Genomic DNA, 15,393 nt, shown 5'->3' with positions numbered 1-15,393 from the left:
TTACTTCCCCCGGCCCGCCCGCGTGCGGCCGGGCAGCCAGTGCGTGCGGGGCAGAGCCATGATCTCGGCCGGCGCGCGGCCCGATTGGAGCAGCGACGCCATCGTCGTCATCGCGGGGTCGATGTGCTGGAAGAATTTTTTGTAGCCGGCGCAGAGGTAGTTGAGCCCAGGCTCGCCCTGCGGCGTGCGGAGGAAGCGGTGCTTGGGGCACTCGCCGTGGCAGGCGAAGCGCACCGGGCACTCGCGGCAGTAGCGGGGCAGCGTGGCGGACTTGGCCTGGCCGAACTCGCGCTGGCGGGCCGAGGCGGCCAGGTCGCCGAGCCGGTCGTTGAGCAGGTTGCCGAGGCGGTAGGCGGGATAGACGTAGTGGTCGCAACTGTAGACGTCGCCGTTGTGCTCGAGGGCGAGGCCGTGCCCGCAGTTTTCGTTGAACACACAGATGCCGGCGGGCTCGCCGCACCAGTTGGCGAGGGCGGCGTCGAATTGCTGCACGAAGACGCGGCCGACGTCGTGCTGCACCCATTCGTCGAAAATGGTGGTGAGGAACTGTCCGTAATCGGCGGGCCGCACGCTCCACGGGGTGACCTGTCCGTCGAGGTCGGCCGCCCCGGCGTGGTCGGGCGGCGGGGCGAGCCAGAGGCCCTCGTCGCCCCCGGTCTCTGCCGCGGGCCGCTCGACGATGGGGATGAACTGGAGGTAGCGCGAACCGATCGATTTGAGGAAGCGGTAAACCTCGCGTGGTTGCGCGGAGTTCTTCCGGTGGACGGTCGTGAGGGTGTTGAACTCGACGCGGTGGCGGCGGAGCACCTCGAGTCCGGCGAGCACGCGGTCGAAGGTGGGCTGGCGGCCCTTGTCCACGCGGTAGGCGTCGTGCAGGTGGCGCGGGCCGTCGATGCTCAAGCCGACGAGAAATCCCTCGGCGGCGAGGAAGGCGCCCCATTCGTCGTCGAGCAAGGTGCCGTTGGTCTGGAGGGCGTTCTCGATGCGCTTGCCACCGGCGTGGCGGCGCTGGAGCGCGACGGCCTCGCGGAAGAAGCCCACGCCCAGCAGCGTGGGCTCGCCGCCCTGCCAGGCGAAACTGACAGTCGGCCCCGGCTGCGCGGCGATGTAGTCGCGCACGTAGCGTTCGAGGGTCGCGGGCGACATGCGGGGGTTGGACGCGCCCGGGTAGAGGCGCGCCTTCTCCAAGTAGTAGCAGTAGTCGCAATCGAGGTTGCAGAGCGACCCGATGGGCTTGGTCATCACGCCGAAAGCGGGGCGGGAATCGGCGCGGGTGGGATCGGGTGGCATGGGTGAGAGGATACGATGCGCGTCCGCGCGCGCGCGGCAATCCGCATCGCGAGCGCGGCTCTGCTTGGGGTCAATGCGCCCCGGCGGGCGCAGGCGGGGTGTCGTAGAAGAGCCGGACCTCGGGTTGCGCCGCGCCGAGCAGGGCCTGCGCCCGCTGGAGGGCGCGCTTGGTGCTCACCGTGGGATTTTCCTCGGCGACGAAGACGTTCTCCTCGCCCAACTCGGCGAGCGCGCCGCTTTCGCGGAGCACGCGCATCGCCGGCGGCATCACGCCGCTGAGCAGCAGGTGCCGGCCGCCGCCGTGCAGATACTCCCGCAGTTGCAGCAGGGACAGCACCGTGCTCGCGTCGAGCAGGCGTGCGTTCTTCAGGCGCAGGATCACGACCCGGATGCGCTCCTCCGCCGCGAGCTGGCGGACCTGGTCGTGGAACGGATCGGCCGCGCCGAAGAAGAGATCGCCCTCCACGTGCACGATGGAGATTTGGGGAGGCACGTCGGCGCGGGCCGGCGCGGCCCGCAGCGCGCCGGCGTCGTCCACCGCGTATTCGATCAACGACGGCTCGCTGGCCTTTTGCAGGAACAGCCCGACGGAAAGCCCGACCCCGACGTAGATGGCGGTGTCCGGCTGCAAGAAGAGCGTCGAGCCGAGCGTGACCCAGAACACCGCCGCGTCGGAGCGCGTGGAGCGGCGCACCACCGTCACCTGCCGCGGGTTGAGCAGGCGGAAGGCAATCAGCACCAGATAGGCGGCCAGCGTGGCCACGGGAATCGAGGCGAGCAGCGGCGAAAGCGCGAACACCAGCAGGGGAATCAGGACGCAACTGAGAACCGTCGCGAGCCGCGAACGCGCACCGCTCTGCAGGTTGGCGGCGCTGCGCAGGAAAGAGGCGGAGCCGGGCATCGCGCCGAAGGCGGAGCACAGGATGTTGGCCGCGCCCATGCCGATCAGCTCCTGGTCGGGATCGATGCGCTGCCCCGAGCGCGCCGCCAGGCTCTTGGCGATCGAGACCGCCTCCAGCATCCCCAGCAGGGCGATGGCGAGCGCGGTGGCCACGATGCGCGGAACGAGCGCCAGCCCCTCGAGATTGAGCGGCAAGCCGACCCAGTGCGGCAGGAATTGCAGTTCGCCCATGCCGCCGACGAGCAGGACGCCGGGCAACCGCTCGTGCGCGAACCGGAAGACCGCCGCCGCCAGCAGCATCACGATCAGCCCTTCCGGCCAGGCCGGGCGCCAGCGACGCAACACGAGCAGCAGCGCGAGGCTGCCCAGTCCGACCAGCAACGTCACCCAGTGCAGATCCCACGTCAGCAGGCTGACGACCAGGTGTCGGATCGTGCCGGGCAGCGTGACGTCGGGCGAGCGGCCGATGCCGAGGAGATGCGAGAGCTGGCCGGCGGCGATGAGCACGGCTATGCCAGTCGTGTAGGCCACCACCACGGGTCGCGAGACGAAGCGCGCGAGCCGGCCGGTGCCGGACAGGCCGGCGGCGAGCTGGAAGGCGCCGACGAGCATGCCGATCAGCAGCACCTTCTCCAGCGGCGTGAGCGGCACGTCGCCGAGGGAGAAGATCGCACCCGCGAGCAGGATGCTGATCGTGTTCGTCGGACCGAAGACCAGGTGCCGCGACGAGGAGAACACCGTGCAGACGACGGCGCCGATCACCGCGGTGCCCAGCACCACGTCGAGCGGCAGGCCCACGATCAGCGCGAAACCGATGCACTGGGGGACGGTCAGCAACGCCACGGTGGCGCCCGCCGCCAGATCCGCGCGCCAGTCGAACCTCCGCGCCCCCTGCAGCTCCGCGGCGAGCGGCGGACGCAGGTTGGCGCGAAGGCGGCGCGCGATGACTCCCACCGAACGCTCGGCCAGCTCCGCGGCTCCGGTCAGCTCCTGCATCGCCGCTCTTCTGCGCGCCCGTGGCGTTGGCACCGGCCGCCGCCCATCCTGGAACGCAGGGCGGGGCGTCGTCGGGGCCGGGTTCGAGGGGCGGTGGTTGGAGTTCACAGCAGGCGGTTGGCTTTCATCACCTCGGCATACCAGCGCGCGCTGAGCTTCGGTGTGCGCTTCTGCGTGGCAAAATCGTTGTAGACGACGCCGAAGCGCCGGGCGTAGCCGTCCTGCCATTCGAAGTTGTCCATCAGCGACCAGAGGAAATAGCCGTCCACCGGCGCACCGTCGCCGATGGCGCGATGCAGTTCGCCGAGGCACTGCCGGACGTATTCGCGGCGGTGCAGGTCGAGCACCTCGCCGCCGGACGGCGGCGCGTCGTCGTAGCCCGCGCCGTTTTCCGTGATGTAGATCGAGCGGACGCCGCGCAGTTCGGCGGCGAAGCGCACGCCCCAATACATCGCCTGCGGCAGGAGATATAGCCAGGGGCTGTCGGCGCGCGGGTAGCCGGCGGGAAACGGCAGGATCTCGGGGCGGCACCGCCGGCCCGCCCGCACGAACTGGCCGGTGTAGATGTTAAGGCCGAGAAAGTCCGTCGGCTGGCCGATCAGTTGGAAATCGCGCGGGTCGAAGCGCGGCGCGTCCGCGCCGGCCGCGCGCAGGTAACGCTCCGAGTAGCGGCCATTGCAGATCGCGCCGAGCACGCGATCGCTCTCGAAGCGGAACTGGTCGCGCGCCGCCGCGATGTCCGCGGGCGTCTCCGTGACGGGGACGGAGACGACGGGGTTGTCGGTGATGCCGACGCGCGCGCCGCGTCCGCCGTGTTCGCGCACGGCGCGCACGCCGTGCCCGTGGGCGAGCATGGCGTGATGGTAGGTCTGGTTGACGACGGCCTCGCCGTCGTTGGCGCCGGGCGCCTTGTCGCCGCCGCCGTAGGCGAGGCGCGTGAAGCAGTTGGTCTCGTTCAGCGTGATCCAGTTTTTCACCTGGCTGCGGAACGAGCGGACGGCGAGGTCGGCATAACCGGCGAAAGCGTCGGCGGTGGTCCGCCGCCGCCAGCCGCCCTCGTCCTCCAGCGCCTGCGGCAGATCCCAGTGGAACAGCGTCACCCAGGGCGTGATGCCGTGCGCGTGCAGCGTGTCGAAGAGTCGGTGGTAGAAATCGACCCCCTTCTGGTTCACCGGGCCGCGGCCCTGCGGCAGCAGGCGCGGCCACGCGAGGGAGAGACGATAGTTCTTCACGCCCAGCCGGGCCATGAGGGCCACATCGCTCCGGTAACGCCGGTAGTGGTCGCAGGCGACGTCGAGGGTGTCGCCGTTGTGCACCTTGCCGGGCACCCGGCAATAGCGGTCCCAGATGGATTCGCCCTTGCCGTCGGCGAAGGCGGCGCCCTCGATCTGCGGGGCCGCGGTGGCGACGCCCCACGCGAAGCGCGGAGGAAAGGTGCGGGGGAGTGATTTGATTCTCATGAGTCGAAGTTCCTAGGCGCCCCTGTCGCGGGCGGGCCGGGCGGAGCGAGCTGGAGCCTTCGATCCGCGCTGGTGTGCCTGTCGCCCGTTTTCGTTTTCAAGGATGAAATAGGATGAACGCTTCAGGCCGGCCGCGCCGCCTCTGCGCGTAGCGCCTCGAGCCGCTCCTTGGTGAGCGGGTAACCGATGACGAACAGCATCGCCAGCGCCGCCGTGCCTGCCGGCAGGAGCGCGCGCAGCACGCGCAGATCGCCGAGCATCTCCGGCGTCGGGCGGATGTCGTTGCCGGTAAAACCCAGCCAGTGGACCAGCGCGCCGCCGAGCGCGAAGGAGAGCGCCAGCCCGGCCTTGATCATGCAGTTCGAGATCGCCGAATACATGCCCTCGTTGCGGACGCCGTGGCGCAACGCGCCCTCCTCCGCCACGTCCGCCACCATCGCGAAGTAGAGCTGGTAAACCGCCGTGATGCCGATGCCGAAGAACGGCGCGACCGCGAGCGACAGCCAGGGATGCGCCGGCGTGAGGAACCACCAGCTGAGCAGCCCGCCGAGCGCGGTGACGAAGGCCGACACCAGCGCCATCCGGTGCTTGCCGATCCGCCGCGCGCCCCAGCTCACAAGCGGCAGCGACAGCATGCCGCAGACGATGTTCAGCGTGCTGGCCGCGCCGGTCAGCAGCGAAGTGAGCTTGGAGTCGCCCTGCGCCACCCAGAACAGCGTCGTGTAGAACTGCACCGCCGACGAGACCGAGACCGAGGCCGCCATGAAGAGCAGATACAGGGTGATGCGCCGGAACGAGGCGTTGCTCACCGCCGTTTTCAGCGAATGCCAGAACTTGACCGCCGGCGCGGTCGCCGTGTCCGCTCGCTCGCGCAGGAACACGCCCGGCCATGCGCCGAACAGCATGATGAGGACGCCCCAGATCGCGCCGACGACGATCGCGCCGCGCTGCCCGGTGCCGAACCAGCCTTTCTCCACCAGCCAGAAACTCCAGCTGCTGGCCAGCGTGCCGACCTTGGCGAAGAAACTCCGGAAGCCCATCAGCGAGGTCCGCTCGTCGTAGTTTTTCGACAACGCCATGCCCAGCGCCTCCAGCGGCACGAAGAAGCTCGCGTTCGCCGTCCAGAAAAGGATCAACGTGACGAGCAGCCACGCGGTCAGGCCGTTCGAGCCCAGTCCGCTCGGCGCCATCCAGATCGATGCGTAGGCCAGGCCGCTGGCCACCGCGCCCGCCACGATGAACGGCCGGCGCCGGCCCCAGCGGGAGCGGAAATTGTCGCTGTAGGTGCCGATCACGGTGTCCATCACGCCGTCCCACAGCCGCGGCAGGGCGACGGCGAAACCGATCACCTGCGGCGAAAGGCCGAGATAAAGCGCGAACACCGGGAAGAGCATCGTCTCGATGCCGATTCCCATGAGGGTGTTGCCGGTGAACCCGAGGCCGAAGGCGGTTTTCTGCGCCACGCTGAGGCGTTCTTCGGACGTCGGGGTGGCGGCGGGAGACGGAGACATGGCGAATGGGGTTGTGGGGCGGTCGCGATGCGGCCGGGCGGAAGAAACGCCGGAATCGAGTGTCGTTGGCGCTGCTTGGCGAAACAATTGACTGGCGCTCGAACACGTTCGAGCACGTAATGGCCCGCTCCTGGAGGTCGCCTGTGCCCGTCACCCTCGCCCAGATCGCCCACGCGGCCCGCGTGGCCAAATCCACCGCCTCGCTCGCGCTGCGCAATATCGGCAACGTCGATGCCCGCACCCGACAGCGCGTGCTGCGCGCGGCCGAGAAACTCGGCTATCGCCCGAATCCGCTGGTCAACGCGCTCATGATGCAGGTTCGCACGCGCGCTTCGCCGCGCAATCGTCCCACCATCGGCTTCGTCAACACCTGGGGCCCGCCCGCGCAGGAGCCGCCGGGGATCTGGAACGTGATCTGCTCCTACCAGGCCGGCGCGCGGGAGCGCGCGGAGGAACTCGGCTTCGATTTCGAGACGATCTCCTTCCAGCCGGAGGCGATGACCGACCAGCGGCTCGGGCAGATCCTCGTGGCCCGCGGCATCGAGGGGCTCGTGATCGCACCGCTGCATTCGCCGTTTTTCCGCTGGAACATGAACTGGGCGCCGTTCGCCGTCGCGGCGATCGGCTACTTCGAGGCCAACGCCGGCCTCTCCCGCGTGTTCTACGACTACTGCTACTGCGTGCACGAGGTGCTGCTCCGGCTGGAGCGGCTGGGCTACCGCCGCGTGGGCATGCACATCGGCCGCGCCGACGAGGAGCGCAGCCGCGGTCTGTGGACGGCGGGCTTTCTGCACTATTTCGATCGCTGTCCCACGGCGATGCGCGCCGTGCCGTTCCCCGGCATCGACGAATACGATCGCGAGAAATTCCTCGCCTGGTTCCGCGCCCACCGGCCGGACGCGATCCTCGGTTGGGGCGACGAGACGCTGCACTGGCTCGCGGAGATCGGCGTCGCGGTGCCGGACGAGGTCGGCTTCGTCAGCCTCGCGCATCGCATGACGCGTCTGCCCTGCACCGGCTACGACCACCGGCTCGAGGTCGTCGGGCGGGTCGCGGCGGACGTGGTGGTGGGCCAGCTTTATCGCGGCGAGCGCGGCCTGCCCGTGCTGCCGCAGACGACGCTGGTCGAGGGACGCTGGCAGGACGGGCCGACGACGTCCGAACGCCGCCGGCCGCGGTGACGGACCGGCGGCGCGCCGTTCAGGCGAGACCGAGGCGCTCGAATTGCTCGGGCGGCGCGTGCACGGCGCGCATCGCGGCGGCGAGCCGCGTCGCGAGCCGCGCCTCCAGCGCGGGGTCGGCGAGCGGCGCCTGCTGGCGCGGATCGCGCGCGAGGTCGAAGAGCAGCGTGCGCGCGGTCCCGGGATTATCCGAAGGCACGACACCGTCGTGCGGGCCGACGGAATGGCGCACGCGCAGCACCGGCATGCCCTTGGTGAAGGGCAGCGGGGCGTGGAGTTCGAGGCGGTCCGGCGCGAGTTCCTCCCGGGAGAAAAGGCGGCGCATGCGCGCCGGCATAAGCGTGTATTCGTGCAGCGCCACGCCGGGCTTTTGCGTACCGCGCATGTAGACGTGGCGCCCGTCGGCGAGGTTGACCTGCCCGCCCCACGCGCCGAAGAGCGCAGCTTCGCGCACCGGTGCATCCGCCGCGATGGTCGCGCGGAGGTTGCACCCGGTCATGTCCGGCGCGGCCGGCACGCCGAAGAAATCGAGCAGCGTGGGCGCGAGATCGATGGACGGCTGCACGAGCGCCTGCCGGGCGACGCCGGCGGCGCCGCAACGCGGATCCCAGACGAAGAACGGTGTGCGCGCCAGCTCCTCATACCACGGCACGTGCATCTTGGCCCAGCACTCGTGCTCGCCGAGGAGAAAACCGTGGTCGGTCCAGACGACGAGCATCGTGTCGCGCCACAGGTCGTGCGCATCCATCGCGTCGAGCACGCGGCCGAGCTGCTGATCGCAATAGGTGACCAGCGCGGCGTATTCCATCCGGCAATGCCGCACCTCGTCCGCCGTTTCCTTGACGGCATCGTAGGCGGGCCAGTCGAACTCGGGGCCGCGATACTGCGCGAAATGATCGGCGTAGGCCGCCTTGGCTTCGGGCGGACTGAAGAACGGTTCGTGGGGATCGAAGGTCTCGATCTGGAGCAGCCAACCGTCGCGCGCATGGTTGCGGCCGATGAAGTCGAGCCCCGCGTCGAAGGTCCTCCGCTGCGGCCAGTCGGCCTCGCGCTTGAGCAGGTGCTGGCGGTTGACGAGATCCTGCCGCACCAGATCGGAGCGAGCCGCGTTCTGCCCGACGGCGTGCGGCGGCCACAGCGGATCGCCGGCGAAGCCGACGCACGGGTCGCCCTCCTGGCCGCGGAAGAACTCCCACGAGGAGTAACGCGTGTGGTAGTTGAGCCCGCCGTCCTCGAAGTAGTGCTGGTGATCCGTCACGAGGTGCGTGTGCGCGCCGGCGCGGCCGAGCATCTCGGGAAAGGCGTCGTCGAACGGCTCCATCGGCCCCCAGCTGCGATGCAGAAAATTGGGGCGGCCGGTGAGAAAATCCCGCCGCGCGGGAATGCACGGCATCGAGCAGACGTAGGACGCGTCGAAGCGCGCCGTGCGCGCCGCCAGCCGCGTGAAATTCGGCGCATGGACCCAGTCGCCCCCGTAAGGCGGCAGGCAATGGCGGTTCAGGGAATCGAAGACGACGACGATGGCTTTCACAAGGTGGCGGGACGAGGAGTCCGCGAGGATTGCTACCTGCGCTGTCCAGTCAAACCCCGCGGACTCGAACGTGTTCGAACGACCGCGCCTTGCGACCCGTCGCTCCCGTTCTTTCGCTCAGCCCGTCACCCCGGGCTTCGCTCCTTCAACCCCGATTCCCACCATGAAACCCCATGCTGTTCCCGCCGCGCCGTCCGCACGGCGCTCCCTGTTGAGTGCGCTCGGCGTGCTCGCTTGTTCGATCTCCGTCCTCGCCCAGACGCCGCCGGCCTCCGCTCCCGGGAAAGAGGAAGTTTACGTGCTGGATCCCTTCACCGTGCAGTCGGGCGAGGATACCTATGTCGTCGCCAATTCGATGGTCGGCACGCGCGTGAACATCCCGCTGATCGACGCGCCCTTCTCGGCCCAGGTGGTCACCGACCAGCTGATCCGCGACACCGGCGCGGGCAATATCCAGGAAGCTCTGCGCTACGTCAGCAGCGTGCGCTCGGCGTCGAACATCTATGAGGAATTCGCGATCCGCGGCTTCAACGCCGGCGCGCCGCTGCGCAACTACTTCAATGTCCCCGGCGCCCTCCAGGCTCGCGGCGACAACGCCGAATACGATCGCATCGAGGTCTTGAAGGGGCCGACCGGCCTGCTCTACGGCAACGGCCAGCCCGGCGGCCGCATCAACGTCGTCACGAAGAAACCGCTCGCGGTGGCCAAGCGTTCCTTGGATTTCGAGGTGGGCGATTACGAGTTCTACCGCACTGTCGCCGACTTCACCGGACCGCTCGCGAAACTCGGCGATGGCCAGTTGCTCTACCGCGCGATCGGCGCCTACCAGGACAGCGGCGGCTTCCGCGATTACGAGCACACCTCGCGCACGCTCCTCAACGGCCAGCTCGAGTGGCGCAGCCGCCGCCTCAGCTTCCGCGTGGAACAGCGCTACCTGCGGCAGAAAGAGGACGCAGAAGCGTTCATCCTGCTGCCGCTCGGCCCCGGCGCGACCCCCGCCTATTTCCTCATGCCGGACCGCGAATACAATACTGCGGGGCCGAACACCTACGCCAACTTCCGCGAATACAACACCTACACCGAGCTGATCTGGAACATCTCGGAAAACTGGACGCTCCGCAACGGCTCCTCCTATTCGGAAACCTATTACGACGCTCTCCGCCGTGTCGGCGCCGGCCTGAACGCCGCGGGCACCCACATCACCGCCACCCCGGTTTACAACGACAACAAGAACTCGGCCACGAACACGCAGACCGATCTGACCGGCCAGTTCAAGCTGCCCTTCGGCAAGCTCACCGCCGTGCTCGGCCAGATTTACAGCGAGAACGACTCCCGCGCCATCCAGTGGAATGCGCCCGGCAGCCCGTTTGCCGTGCTGGATCGGTCCGCCCGCACCTACGACATCCCAGCCTTCCCCTCGTCTTCCTACAATCGCACGCAATACCAGCTCAACGAGGGCAAGAACGAACGCTACTACGCGATGCTCCAACTCACCACGCTCAATGACCGGCTCACCGTGCTCGGCGGCGTCGGCCGCTCCCACGTTGAGCCCAAGGTCACCAACCTCCAGCCGGCCGTGCCGACCGTCAGCGGCTCCAGCTCCTGGAACACCAGTCCCCAGATGGGCGCCTCGTTCCGCATCCGCAAAGACCTCACCGCCTATGCGATGTATGGCGAGTCTTTCAGCCCCAATGGCAACTTCCCCGGCCAGCCCGAGGAAGGCAAATCCTGGGAAGCCGGCTTGAAGTTCGGTTCGGAGCGGCTCAGCGGCACGCTCGCGTGGTTCGACACCACCCGCGAGAGCATCGAGGTGCAGGCCTTCGATCCGATCCTCGCCCGCAATGTCCCGAGCATCGCCGGCAAGCAGACCGCCACCGGCGTCGAACTCGACCTCTACGCCAAGCTCACCGCGCAGACCGAGGTCATCTTCTCCTACGCCCACCTCGAAACGGAAAACGTCATTCCCGACATCCGTTTCGCCGCCGCCGCCGGCACGCGCCTCGGCGACGCGCCTACCGACCAGTTTAAGGTTTGGGCCAAGCAGACCCTGCCCGACATGGGGGCGCTCAGGAACCTCTGGGTGGGCGTCGGCGTGATCTACGTCGGCGACATGGTGGCCGACCACGATGCCGCGCGCTTCCAGCTGGTCGCCCCGAGCTATACCCGCGTCGATCTCGGGCTCGGCGCCGAACACAACCTCTCCGGCGGCCAGAAACTCGTCTTCAAGGTGAACGTCGAAAATCTCTTCGACGAGGATTACGTCGAGAAGCAGATCACCCGCGGCTGGCCGCGGCGCTTCAAGGCTTCCGTCGGCCTGAAATTCTGATTTTGGGGTGATAGACACAAGGCAGGGAGCCGGTTTGCCGGCTCCCTTTTTTTTGGCCAGACCGCTGCTGAACCGGGTCCACCAATCTTGACCAAGCCCTTTTTGCCCACAACCTTGCCGTCAACCGCCCCATGAAAATCCACCCCCTCTTTCCCTGCGCGCTCTTTTTTCTTTTGGCCGGATTTCTCCCGGCGGCGGAGAAACCGGTGCATCTGTTCATCCTTTCCGGGCAGTCCAACATGGCGCACTTGGAGCCGGCGACCGATTTTCTGCCGGAAGCGCGGTCGCTGCTGCCCGGAGCCGAAGCGATCTGCATTAAAATTGCCGTCGAGGGCGAACCCATCCGCCGCTGGTTGCCGGAGTGGGACGCGATCGCGGCCGAGGCGCAGCTCGACCAGCGCAACGAGCAGGGCCCGGTTTATTACGGGCGGATCCTCGCCGAATTCCAGCAGCTGCAGGCTCGGCATCCGGCGTTCGCCTCGATCACGCTGTGCTGGATGCAAGGCGAACGCGACGCCAAGACCGGACTCGCCGCCGCCTACGAACGGGCTCTCACCCAATTGATCGCCAACCTCCGCCGCGACCTGCGCTGTCCGGCTCTGAACGTCGTCATCGGCCGTCTCAGCGACCATGCCCCCGGCCCGGACCTGCAGGCCGGCTGGGACACCGTGCGGGCCATCCAGATGAAGGTCGCGCGCGAAACCCCGCGAGGCGCCTGGGTCGATACCGACGATCTCAACGACAAGCTGGAGGACGGGAAGCCCGTCAACGATCTGCACTACACTAAGGCCGGCTACGCCCTTTTCGGCCAAAGGCTCGCCCGTCAGGCCGTCCGGTTGATCCGCGGCGAGCTGCCCGATGCGGCCGGCCGGCCGTGACCGAGCCACCGGATCCTCCGGCGCGCTCCCGGAGCGCGCCGCTCCGGACGCTGCCGGGTCGGCCAGCCAAGAAAGCGGAGGCGATATCGGCCGCCTCCCTCGTCAAGTCAGCTGCATGAAATTATTCCAGATGTGGCCGACGAAGACCCCGCACGCTTCCAGATGATCGTCCCGAGCTGGCTATCCCCGTGTGAACGTGGTGCTCGTTGCCGCGCGCAAACTCTCCGGTGGCCAGAAGCTCGTCTTCAAGGTTAATGTCGGAAATCTCCTCGACGAAGACTGCATCGACAAGGAGATCACCCGCGGTCAGCAGCTGGCGAAGGACAAGGGAGGTGCGATCTTGCACTATTGTGTCCTTCGCCAGCGCGCAGCCATGCTTAGATCACGTTGTTCTCCGTAGCTCCGGGTGGCAATCGAAGCGCGCCGCTTTCGGGTTGAGCGCTGCGGCCAGCCCGGCAATCTCGGCGAAGCGATGGAAAATCCGCAGCAGGCCTACGACGCGGCGACCTGGCTGGGCAGCTGGAGCGTGCACCAGGATTTCCTCTGGTTCTTCTCGCTGCTCTGCTGGGGCCTGGCGCTGATCTCGTGGCTGCGGCATCCGCGCCGCGCGGCGGAGTGGCAGTGGTTCCCGGCCGCGGCCGCCGCGGCGATCGGCACGGCGCTGATCCAGTTCGGCATCTTCAACCCGACCTTCGACTTCTTCCAGGACCGGCTGGTGCCGGGCTCGGTGGGCATCTACCGGCCGGCGCTGGTCGATCCCTACTGGCTGGGCGACGTGCTGATCGGCACCGCCCTGGCGGCGATGGCGGCGGGCTGGGGCGTGGCGGCGGCGGGGAACCGGCGCGGCTGGCGCGGCCTCGCGGGCGCGCTGCTGCTCGCGACCGCCGTCCTGCACGCGGCGGAGCCGGTGCGCGGCGGCGTGCTGCTCGGCGTGCTCGCGGCGGCGGCGGGAGTCGCGCTCTGGCCGGCCACGCGGGACCGGTGGCGGGCCCGCGTCGGCCTGGCGGGCGCGATGGTGCTGCCGTGGGTGTCGACGGTCGGGCCGATCGCCGCGCTCACGGGCACGCTGCAGCGCTCGGGGCCGCCGACGCCGATGGGCTTGGCGGCGGCGGCGTTCCAACTGGTTTTGGGCGGCCTGGTGCTCGCGAGCCTGCTGGCCGGGCTGTGGGCGCGCCAGCACCCCGAGACGGTGCCGGCCCTCCGGCGCGACGTGCGCCGTGCGGGGGTCATCGCCGCCCTCTGGCTGCTGGCGGGCGTGGCGTTGAGCCTCCAGACCGGCCGCGACAACCGCCGGGAGATCCAACAGAACCGCCTGCGCATGGCGGCGGCGCAGGCGAACCTGTTCGATCCCGCGCTCCTCGCCCCCTTCGCCGATCCGGCGTTCACGATCGAGACCCGCACGTGGGAGAACGAGCCGATCGCCGCCCATTCGCCGTGGCTCGCCACCGGGGTGGCCGCCGGCGCGCAGCGCCGCTTGGCGCGGGTCGTGCTCGCGACGCCGTTCCTCGAGGCGGCGCGCCTGATCGTCATCCATGACGGCTGGCTGGTCGCCGTGCTCTCGTCCGACCGCCCGGCGCACGCCGGCGAGGTCGACTTGCTCCGCCGGGCGACGCCGGAGGACATCGCCCGCTGGAACGCGAAGGAACCCTACGTCGAATCCTCGCACGTGCACGAGATCGGCTACCGGTATTTCTGTCGGGCGCCGATCGTGGGGCCCGACGGAGTCATGCTCGGCTGGCTGGATTGCGTGCGACGAGAATATTACCTGAGCGTCGAGCGGCGGTGGCGCGCGGCGCCGTTCATAGTGACCGCGCTGGGCATTGTTCTGCTGGGCCTGCTGCTGCTGCAACGGCAGAGCGGCCGGGAGCGCGAGATCGCGCGGCGGGACGCCGAAGCAGCGGCGACGGACAACCGCATCAAGAGCGCCTTTCTCGCCATCGTGAGCCACGAACTCCGCACGCCGCTGCAGAATATCCTCGGCTACGGCGAACTGCTCGAGCGCGACGTCGCGGCGGCGGAGCGCGCCAGCCATCTCGCGGCGCTGCGCCAGCAGGGCGAGGTGATGCTGCGGCTGGTCAACGACCTGATCGACCTCGGCGCGGTCGAGGCCGGCGCGTTCCAGCTCGCGCCCCGGCCGGTCGCGCTGGCGCGCGTCGTGTGCGACACCGCGGAGGGATTCCGGGGCCGCGCGGAGGCGAAGGGGCTCGCGTTCGAGTGCGGGCTCGACGCCGGGGGGCCGGACTGGATCGAGGTCGACGAGGCCCGGCTGCGGCAGGTGCTGATCAACCTGCTCGGCAACGCGGTGAAGTTCACCGCGCGCGGCCGGGTGCGGGTCGGCTGTGCCGCGCGGCTGCAGCCGGACGGGCGCTGGCGCGTCGACCTGGCGGTCAGCGACACGGGGCCGGGCATCCCGCCCGCCCAGCAGGCGCGGATTTTCCGGGCGTTTTCCCGGCTCGAGCGCACGGCGGCGCAGGAGGGGTCCGGGCTGGGCCTGGCGGTCGCCGCCGCGCTCTGCCGCGCGATGGGCGGAGAGCTCACGGTCGAGAGCGACGGCATGAGCGGCAGCCGTTTCGTGGCGTCGGTCTGCGTGTCCGCGGCCGCCGCGCCGGAAACGGCGGCGGCGGCCCCGGTGGCGCCCGGTGCGCACCCGCGCGTGCTGGTGGTCGAGGACAATCCGGCGATGCGCGAGCTGTTCGTGGCGGCGCTGACCGAGCGCGGGGCGGTGTGCCGGGCGGCGGCCAGCGGCGCGGCGGCGCTGACGCTGGCGGCCGCGGCGGCGCCCGACGTGGTGCTGATGGACCTGGCGCTGGCGGACGGGGACAGCGCGGCGTTCCTGCCGCGGCTGCAGGCGGCGGCGCCGGGGTGCCGGGTGATCGTGGTGAGCGCGCACGCGGCCGCGGCGGACCGGGCGCGCGTGCTCGCGGCCGGCGCCGAGGCGTTCCTGCTCAAGCCCGTGTCGCTCGACCAGCTCTGGGCGGCGGTGGTGCGCTCGGCCGCCGTGCCCCGCGTCCTGCCCGACTATTTCGCCGCCGCGCCGGAAGCGCGCCGGATCGTGCGCGAGCAGTTCGGCCGCGAGCTGCCGGAGTGGGAGGCGGCGGTGGCGGCGGCGTGCGCCGCGGGGGATTTCGCCGCGCTGCGCCGGCATGCGCACTATCTGCGCAGCGGCGCGGTGGCGGTCGGCGCGCGGGACATTTTCGCCGTGGTCGGCGCGCTGGAGGCGGCGGCGCTCGCCGAGGACGGAACGGCGGCCGGCGCGGCGTGGCTCGCCTGCCGGGAGGTCCTGCGGAACTGGCGCGCGGCGTGAAACGGCGCGGGCGCG

The 15,393-nt window shown here is 69.5% G+C and carries 10 protein-coding genes; 5 read left to right on the top strand and 5 right to left on the bottom strand.

The window, feature by feature from the left end; all coding sequences use genetic code 11:
• The 4 genes from KF715_17815 to KF715_17800 form a co-directional block, all read right to left on the bottom strand.
• Complete coding sequence (locus tag KF715_17815) at positions 1-1,290, bottom strand: anaerobic sulfatase maturase (protein ID MBX3738557.1); 1,290 nt, start codon at positions 1,288-1,290, stop codon at positions 1-3.
• Between the two features lie 70 nt (positions 1,291-1,360).
• Complete coding sequence (locus KF715_17810; GenBank protein MBX3738556.1) at positions 1,361-3,187, bottom strand: SulP family inorganic anion transporter; 1,827 nt, start codon at positions 3,185-3,187, stop codon at positions 1,361-1,363.
• 104 nt (positions 3,188-3,291) lie between these two features.
• Entirely contained in the window at positions 3,292-4,647 is a 1,356-nt protein-coding gene (locus tag KF715_17805) for a beta-glucosidase (protein MBX3738555.1), read from the bottom strand.
• A gap of 122 nt (positions 4,648-4,769) precedes the next feature.
• Positions 4,770-6,158, bottom strand: a complete 1,389-nt coding sequence (locus tag KF715_17800) for an MFS transporter (GenBank protein ID MBX3738554.1) — start codon at positions 6,156-6,158, stop codon at positions 4,770-4,772.
• Positions 6,159-6,301: 143 nt separating this feature from the next.
• Here KF715_17800 and KF715_17795 point away from each other — a divergent pair, with 143 nt between their 5' ends.
• Entirely contained in the window at positions 6,302-7,339 is a 1,038-nt protein-coding gene (locus tag KF715_17795) for a LacI family DNA-binding transcriptional regulator (GenBank protein MBX3738553.1), read from the top strand.
• Positions 7,340-7,358: 19 nt separating this feature from the next.
• Here KF715_17795 and KF715_17790 read toward each other — a convergent pair whose 3' ends face one another.
• Complete coding sequence (locus KF715_17790) at positions 7,359-8,870, bottom strand: sulfatase (GenBank protein ID MBX3738552.1); 1,512 nt, start codon at positions 8,868-8,870, stop codon at positions 7,359-7,361.
• Positions 8,871-9,033: 163 nt separating this feature from the next.
• Between KF715_17790 and KF715_17785 the strand changes: the two genes are divergently transcribed.
• From KF715_17785 to KF715_17770, 4 genes are all read left to right on the top strand, one after another.
• The gene (locus KF715_17785) at positions 9,034-11,196 is read left to right on the top strand and encodes a TonB-dependent siderophore receptor (protein MBX3738551.1); all 2,163 of its coding nucleotides are present in this window, start codon (positions 9,034-9,036) and stop codon (positions 11,194-11,196) included.
• A gap of 206 nt (positions 11,197-11,402) precedes the next feature.
• On the top strand, positions 11,403-12,074 hold the full coding sequence (locus KF715_17780; GenBank protein MBX3738550.1) for a hypothetical protein: 672 nt from the start codon (positions 11,403-11,405) through the stop codon (positions 12,072-12,074).
• A gap of 190 nt (positions 12,075-12,264) precedes the next feature.
• Entirely contained in the window at positions 12,265-12,474 is a 210-nt protein-coding gene (locus tag KF715_17775; GenBank protein MBX3738549.1) for a hypothetical protein, read from the top strand.
• Positions 12,475-12,480: 6 nt separating this feature from the next.
• Positions 12,481-15,378 carry a response regulator gene (locus KF715_17770; protein MBX3738548.1) on the top strand — a complete coding sequence of 966 codons (2,898 nt, stop codon included), beginning with the start codon at positions 12,481-12,483 and terminating at the stop codon, positions 15,376-15,378.
• The last annotated feature ends 15 nt before the right edge of the window (positions 15,379-15,393 follow it).

It is taken from the genome of Candidatus Didemnitutus sp. (assembly GCA_019634575.1).
GTDB lineage: Bacteria > Verrucomicrobiota > Verrucomicrobiia > Opitutales > Opitutaceae > Didemnitutus.
This window is presented reverse-complemented; position numbering and strand designations above follow the sequence as displayed.

Excerpts from the sequence above, each read along its gene's own strand:
- KF715_17815 (MBX3738557.1), bottom strand. The coding sequence starts at position 1,290 with ATGCCACCCGATCCCACCCGCGCCGATTCCCGCCCCGCTTTCGGCGTG.
- KF715_17810 (MBX3738556.1), bottom strand. The coding sequence starts at position 3,187 with ATGCAGGAGCTGACCGGAGCCGCGGAGCTGGCCGAGCGTTCGGTGGGA.
- KF715_17805 (MBX3738555.1), bottom strand. The coding sequence starts at position 4,647 with ATGAGAATCAAATCACTCCCCCGCACCTTTCCTCCGCGCTTCGCGTGG.
- KF715_17800 (MBX3738554.1), bottom strand. The coding sequence starts at position 6,158 with ATGTCTCCGTCTCCCGCCGCCACCCCGACGTCCGAAGAACGCCTCAGC.
- KF715_17785 (MBX3738551.1), top strand. The coding sequence starts at position 9,034 with ATGAAACCCCATGCTGTTCCCGCCGCGCCGTCCGCACGGCGCTCCCTG.